This window comes from Candidatus Symbiothrix dinenymphae, from assembly GCF_001431085.1.
The window spans coordinates 1-455 of the sequence record NZ_BBRU01000397.1 but is presented as its reverse complement, the minus strand read 5'-3'; the positions used below and the strand labels follow the sequence as shown (position 1 = coordinate 455).

The 455-nt window shown below is 45.1% G+C and carries 1 pseudogene; it reads left to right on the top strand.

Annotated features, from left to right (window positions below):
- Positions 1-455, top strand: a pseudogene (locus ASC50_RS04525) (hypothetical protein); the annotation flags it as partial.

The following is a 455-nucleotide window of genomic DNA, read 5'->3' as shown; positions in this document are numbered from 1 at the left end:
CCTCCATGTAGTACTTAAAAAAACGCAATATGAGGCAAACAAGCATATTGATGATATGGGATTGTTTACTTCGAGCGCAGTGATATTCAAAGACGGGCAAAAGGCACATAATCAGTTTTGGGCGCGATATGAACGTCCCCCGCGAGCAGAGTATTGGAATTATATAATTGACCGCCACGATTTGCTTGTGCCGCAGGATGTGCGCGAGCGAAAAGGCAGTTTTTTTACGCCGCAAATTTGGGTAGAAAAATCGCAAGAATATCTGGCAAATACTTTTGGCGAAAATTGGCAGGACGAATACTACATTTGGGATTGTGCCGCCGGAACGGGCAATTTGCTTGCGGGACTGACCAACAAATACAACATTTGGGCATCGACGCTTGATAAAGCCGATGTAGATATAATGCACGACCGCATTGCGAACGGCGCAAATCTTTTGCACGACCATGTTTTTC